Source organism: Algibacter sp. (assembly GCF_049667265.1).
Taxonomy (GTDB): Bacteria; Bacteroidota; Bacteroidia; order Flavobacteriales; family Flavobacteriaceae; genus Algibacter_B.
This window is the reverse complement of sequence record NZ_JBATHX010000086.1, coordinates 1-5,747: the sequence shown is the minus strand read 5'-3', so window position 1 is coordinate 5,747 and position 5,747 is coordinate 1. Positions and strand designations below refer to the sequence as shown.

Genomic DNA, 5,747 nt, shown 5'->3' with positions numbered 1-5,747 from the left:
CTACCTTTTGCTAATTCATCAATCAGCTTTTCCATACGTCTGCATTGTTTATACAATTCAAATTCATCCTCTATTTCTTCAATTCGATAACCACAAACGACTCCTTTAATCAAGTGTGCGTTTGGATGTATTTTAGCTTTTTCAAAAAATGTTCTAAAAGTTGCTTTTTCATTAATAAGTGCTTGTAAAGCATCTTGATCAAATCCAGTAAACCATTCCATTACTTCATGGAATTCTTCTTTTGTTCTACCATGTTTTTCCAATCTATTCCAGTAATGGGGGTAAATAGAGGCAAAGATCATATTAGCAACTTTTTCATTTTTTTCAGCTGTAACTTTCATTTTGATGCTTTTTTATTGTTTATCTCTTTCTCATAAATTCAAATGCACCTTTTCTGAGTTGGATACCGTATTCCAAATAGGCTTTCATACAGGCGAGGAAATTTGCCCATCCACCCGAATTTTCTAAAGCCCATTTCAGATTATCTTCATTAAGTTCCTTTCCATTTTCATTTACTCTTACTATGGTGCTATCATCTGGCAATTTTTCTAATGTAATTATCACTACAGTTTCTGGGTCCCAAACAAAGGAAATGGAGTTATTATTTTCAATTTTAATTTCTTTAACAGGGTACTTATCTTCAAATTCAGGAAATTTCCAAATCACTTCTTTTCCTGATTCAAGTCGTCCGCTACTTTCAGAAATAAAATACTTGGTCATTTTCTCTGGATTTACAATCCCTTCAAAAACGACATTTACTGGTTTTTGAATTTGTATAATTGCATTTGATTCAAGTCTCATATTGAGTTCCATTTATCATTTATTTGATCTAACCGAATTGGTGCTTATGTGTTTGATTAGTTACGTTGTTCTAGCAACTAATTTAGCAAAAATCGAATGAACCAGAGAAAATTTAAAAGGAATTTCCAAGTAGGCTAGACCCAAGCAATTAAATATACACGTTTTTGTGCCTAGTTTTTTTGCTAACTTACTAAAGCTTCATATTATTTGTCGAATAAAGCTATATCTAAATTTTGATTGAACTTAATGTCTTTGGTGATTTCTTCAATCCAGGCATCGTTAAGCACATTAGCTTCCCAGTCTGATTTGGTGTATTTGCGGTAAGTAGTTAACAAGATACCTTCCACTTTTTCATATTTTACGCGCATCAAAATTGGGTCAGTCACATTTTTAGATACTACGGTAAACAAAAACTGGTCTACTAAATGTGTTTCCGGATTAATATATAGCTGATAAGTGTCGGAAGTTACATCATCAGCGGTATTAAAGGTAATTTTCACTATATGATACAATTTGCCATCAATATTATCTTGCTCCAAATATTCATAATTGATACCAGGGTCTAATAATTTTTGCATCATAGTAAGCCAATAAAAATTAGTCTTACGAGTAAAGGCTGCGCTTTGGATGGCACTATTGTCGCTAATTTCTTGTCCATTCAATTTTACCCAAAAGTCTTTTCCGTTGTATCCCTGTTCCATTGTACCTTTTAAATCAGGCAAAGTTCTTTCGTGCTTCAAGTAAGCACCATGAGAGAGTTCTCCATTAAAAATGTATGATTCAATCGATACATCTTCTTTTTTATCTGGTGTGCGGTATGTATAATTGAAAACAATGTCTTTCAAATTAAGTAAGTCTTGATAACTCCCAGTTTCTTGAGTCATTTGGTAGATTAATTCGTGTCCTTTATTTTGAAATTCTGGCAGTTTAACTTCTACTGTTTTGTTAGTTTCTTTGGTTTTGGCTTCTTTATTTCCACATGCGGTTAATAGCAAACTGATAATAATTATGATACCTGATTTTAAATAATGCATAGTTTTATTTTTATTAAAAAACCTTCCGAATAAACGCAAGGTTTTAAGTTACTAATCTATCTGTGGTATTTATCCCTCCACTTTTTCTTTTGACCAGGCAAATTTTTGAAAAGGTGCATCTACTGGTGTATTTGCAATATGGTTTGTATAGTTACTGATTGTTTTTTGAGCCAATCCTAAAATGATTTCTAATAGTTGTTGTTCTCCATAACCAACCGCATAAAACGTGTTTAACTCTTCTTGAGATACCTGACCACGATTTCTAACAATTAGTAATGTCATGTTTCTTAAAGCTTCTAACTTTGGATTTTCAAAAGGTGTTTCGTTGCGTAAGGCTTCTGTAATATTGTCAGCTACATTCATCATTTTTGCAATACCAGTATGTGCTGGCACGCAGTAATGACATGCATGTTCTACGTTAATTGTTTGCCATACAACAGTAAGTTCTTCATTATTAAATGATGTATCAACAAAATGTTGATGTAAGGATTGGTATGCCTCTAAAATTTTTGGAGATCCAGCTAATACGCCATGAAGACCAGGAATCCTTCCAAATGCTTTTTGCGATTTTTCTAAAAGCGCCTTACTTCCTTCCGGTGCAGTTTCGATGTTGTGAATTTTTAATGATGTCATAATTTTAAATTTTATTGTTTTACTTATTATTAAATAACTAAACAAACGTTTAGTTATAGCTTAAAAAAAATGTTTATAAATTTTTGAAGGTCATTTCAATATAATCTTCTATTTCTTTTTTATTATTTACCCTTGATGCAGCTGCTAAACCATGCTTTGCTAATAATAAATAATTAGCTTGTTTTAAGACAGTTTCTTCATCCTTATTGGAATCCATTTTTAATTTATCAATGAATAATTCTTTTAGATTATTCATAAAATAATTCATTTGTTCATTAATTTGAGCATCTTCTTTTTCTGAAAATTCATTGTAAGTATTCGTGAATAAACAGCCTTTTTGATTTCCATTTATAGTACAAATTCTAACTGAGTTATAGAAAAAATCTTTAATATCTTCTATTCCATTATTTGAATTTTTAAATTCTTCGAAAATGGTATTTACTTTTCTTTTGTAACTTTTTAGACTTTCTAGAAATAGACCATGTTTGTTTCCAAAACTTGAATATATAGAAAACTTATTAATGCCCATTTCTTTTTCAAGCATCTGCATTGAAGTAGTTTCATAACCATTTCGCCAAAAAAGGTTCATTGCTTTTTCTACTACCACATCTTCGTTATATTCTTTTTTTCTTGCCATTATCTCTAATTACAAGGCAAAACTAAACAATCGGTTAGAAATAAAAAATATTTTAACTTATATTTTTGAATTTTAATGTATTTAGTTGAATTTGAGAAGGGAATTTTTGTTTGGACAATGAGTTGTAACGTGTTTTAGTATGAATAGTTGGGTGGTTAAACACGTAATTTAGTAAATAATAACGGAATAGAAAATCCGGGAGTATTTTCGTAAGTAGGCTAGAACTAACAATAATTTTTTAACGGTGTTATACACAGTATTTTCTACTCAACCCGAGTAGGTAGTTAGGGTTTTTTATTTTAAATTTAAGTTTTTTTCGTTGGCTAATGAAAATGGCATAAAAAGAGAATGGAATGGTAATCGTATTTGTAAATTTTATTACCTTGTTATTTTATAAATTGAAACAATAATGTTTTTCTCAATGTGCAAAACGAATATTTCCCACATAACATTTCTCCTTTGTTTTCTTTTTTTAATAAGTACCAATAAATTGGCTTCACAAAATAATACTGTCGAAACTACAGGCGATATTTTGTTATTTGCACTTCCAGTAGCAACTTTAGCATCTACTTTTATTATTAATGACACAAAAGGTAGTTGGCAATTTACAAAAGGATTATTAGTAACAGAAGCAGTCACTTTTGGATTAAAAGCAAGTATAATCAAGAAACGACCAGATTTGAGTAATAATAATTCTTTTCCGTCCGGACACACATCTACAACTTTTCAAAGTGCGTCATTTATTCACATACGTTACGGTTTTAAATACAGTATTCCTGTTTATGCACTAGCTGGATTTACTGCTTTTAGTAGAATTGATGCTGATAAACACGATGGATGGGATATTTTGGCAGGTGCAATAATTGGTATCGGAAGTTCTTATATATTCACTTCAGAATACCAAAAAGAGCATATGGAATTAACATTCAATAGTCAGGAAGATAATTACTTAATTGGTATAAATTATAAATTTTAAAAACTTCTTCATTACAAGAAGGAATAAAAACATCTTGCGATTTTATAATATTGTTCCTTATCAAATCAATTTAGTAAAGTGTATTGTTCAGATGTTATGTAAAACGTGTTCGTGTATGGTTAGTTTGCGCTGGCCAGAACTAAGGTAGCAGAAGAAAACGAGCGAGAGGTTAATTATTTTTTCGATTAAATACTCGATTAGCAATTAATTATAGATGTTAGTTCATGTATTTATCATTCTAACTTTAAGAATGTTTTCGCATTTTGATATAAAATCATCTTTCTTTCTTCTTCAGTTAAGAATTCCAAACTATTAAGAAATTCTACGGATTTAGTTATGGCTTCCGGCCATACCATTTGATCTGAACCAAACATAACACGATCTAATACTTCTGCTTTTTTAGCCAATTTAAGCAGTCTTATAGCATAGTCATTAACTATTGGGTCGACCCATAATAAAACACCAAGATCAATATAAAGATGTCTATAAAGTGATAACATTCTTATTGCATGTTCGAAAAAAACTTCACCGCCATGCATCAAATAAACTTTTAGTTTTGGATACTTTACTAAAACGTCCTCGATAAGAAATGGATCTCCTAGTGAAATTCTAAATTTTGGGCAGCAAGAATATGGAGTCATAGGCGGCCCTCCTCCTGTATGATAGGCTATAGGAACCCCATATTTCTCGCAAAGTTGTAAATAAGGTGCATAGATTGGATCATTAAGTGTTCGACCAAAATAAACTCCTGCTATCTCTCCAAAAACTTTTATTTTACCATCAATAATTAATTCCTCAAATTTATCGACGGAAATTAATTCCTCTTCATCCATATATCCAGGAATAAACCTTGAATCGGCTAAAATATATTTCTCGACACTTTCAATAGAGCCACTAACAACAGCATACTCTATTTGATGTTTATCCATTACAGCAATTGTTTTTGCTAAGTGTGCATCGGCGTTTTTAGGAGATTCAATTCCTGTTGGATGTGTTCTTCCTCCCCAATAATCTGTATCCGTGTAACTATGAAGATGTACATCTATAATTTGTGCCTTCATTGACAGAAAAATAAGGAGAAGGAAAAAAGTCAGTTTATACTTATTCATAAATTTAGTTTTAATTACTCACAGCGTTTTTGTGAATGGTTTGTTGCATGTTTGAGTGCGAGGATTTTCCGAAGGAAAAACAGATGTAACAAAATAGCAACAACCAAAGCAATTCATTATACACTTTTTTATGTGCTTCTTATTTAAGTTTGGTGACTACTTATTCGAATGCAGGCCAATTCGATTTCCTTCTGAATCCATTATTTGTGCAAAAAAACCAAAATCACCAATGTCTGTTTTTGGGACGATTAATTTACCTCCTGCCGATTCTGCACGCTTTGCTTGTATAGCAACATCTTCGCATGAAAAGTATATGATTGTTCCATCTGCGCTTGGGTTACTACCATCCGTTTGCACCAAACAGCCGGCAGAACCTACTTTGTCAGGTTCTCCAAACATAAACATTTTACTATCTGGCATTTCAATAAATTGAAATTCTAGTTCAAATACATGCGCGTAAAAGTCTTTAGCTCTTTCGAGATCTGTTGTGGCAATCTCCAACCATTGTACTGGATTTTTCATTTATTTAAAGTTTATTTTTGTTTCTATTTATAAGT

8 protein-coding genes are annotated in these 5,747 nt (G+C 31.4%); 1 reads left to right on the top strand and 7 read right to left on the bottom strand.

The window, feature by feature from the left end:
- The 5 genes from WBN21_RS03245 to WBN21_RS03225 form a co-directional block, all read right to left on the bottom strand.
- Positions 1–341: DUF2200 domain-containing protein (locus WBN21_RS03245; RefSeq protein ID WP_424197863.1), on the bottom strand; the 341-nt coding region annotated here is incomplete at its 3' end.
- Between the two features lie 19 nt (positions 342–360).
- Positions 361–801 (bottom strand): SRPBCC domain-containing protein, encoded by a 441-nt coding sequence (locus tag WBN21_RS03240; RefSeq protein WP_424197862.1) that lies wholly within the window; start codon positions 799–801, stop codon positions 361–363.
- Positions 802–1,004: 203 nt separating this feature from the next.
- Positions 1,005–1,835 (bottom strand): hypothetical protein, encoded by an 831-nt coding sequence (locus WBN21_RS03235; protein ID WP_424197861.1) that lies wholly within the window; start codon positions 1,833–1,835, stop codon positions 1,005–1,007.
- A gap of 69 nt (positions 1,836–1,904) precedes the next feature.
- The gene (locus WBN21_RS03230; RefSeq protein ID WP_424197860.1) at positions 1,905–2,468 is read right to left on the bottom strand and encodes a carboxymuconolactone decarboxylase family protein; all 564 of its coding nucleotides are present in this window, start codon (positions 2,466–2,468) and stop codon (positions 1,905–1,907) included.
- Between the two features lie 73 nt (positions 2,469–2,541).
- Positions 2,542–3,105, bottom strand: a complete 564-nt coding sequence (locus tag WBN21_RS03225; RefSeq protein ID WP_424197859.1) for a TetR/AcrR family transcriptional regulator — start codon at positions 3,103–3,105, stop codon at positions 2,542–2,544.
- 490 nt (positions 3,106–3,595) lie between these two features.
- Here WBN21_RS03225 and WBN21_RS03220 point away from each other — a divergent pair, with 490 nt between their 5' ends.
- Positions 3,596–4,081 (top strand): phosphatase PAP2 family protein, encoded by a 486-nt coding sequence (locus WBN21_RS03220; RefSeq protein ID WP_424197858.1) that lies wholly within the window; start codon positions 3,596–3,598, stop codon positions 4,079–4,081.
- A 233-nt stretch (positions 4,082–4,314) separates the two neighbouring features.
- Here the strand turns inward: WBN21_RS03220 and WBN21_RS03215 are convergent, their stop codons facing one another.
- Positions 4,315–5,142, bottom strand: a complete 828-nt coding sequence (locus WBN21_RS03215) for an amidohydrolase family protein (RefSeq protein ID WP_424197857.1) — start codon at positions 5,140–5,142, stop codon at positions 4,315–4,317.
- Positions 5,143–5,346: 204 nt separating this feature from the next.
- Positions 5,347–5,712, bottom strand: a complete 366-nt coding sequence (locus tag WBN21_RS03210; protein WP_424197856.1) for a VOC family protein — start codon at positions 5,710–5,712, stop codon at positions 5,347–5,349.
- Positions 5,713–5,747: the final 35 nt, after the last annotated feature.

Excerpts from the sequence above, each read along its gene's own strand:
- WBN21_RS03240 (WP_424197862.1), bottom strand. The coding sequence starts at position 801 with ATGAGACTTGAATCAAATGCAATTATACAAATTCAAAAACCAGTAAAT.
- WBN21_RS03230 (WP_424197860.1), bottom strand. The coding sequence starts at position 2,468 with ATGACATCATTAAAAATTCACAACATCGAAACTGCACCGGAAGGAAGT.
- WBN21_RS03210 (WP_424197856.1), bottom strand. The coding sequence starts at position 5,712 with ATGAAAAATCCAGTACAATGGTTGGAGATTGCCACAACAGATCTCGAA.
- WBN21_RS03225 (WP_424197859.1), bottom strand. The coding sequence starts at position 3,105 with ATGGCAAGAAAAAAAGAATATAACGAAGATGTGGTAGTAGAAAAAGCA.
- WBN21_RS03215 (WP_424197857.1), bottom strand. The coding sequence starts at position 5,142 with ATGAAGGCACAAATTATAGATGTACATCTTCATAGTTACACGGATACA.
- WBN21_RS03235 (WP_424197861.1), bottom strand. The coding sequence starts at position 1,835 with ATGCATTATTTAAAATCAGGTATCATAATTATTATCAGTTTGCTATTA.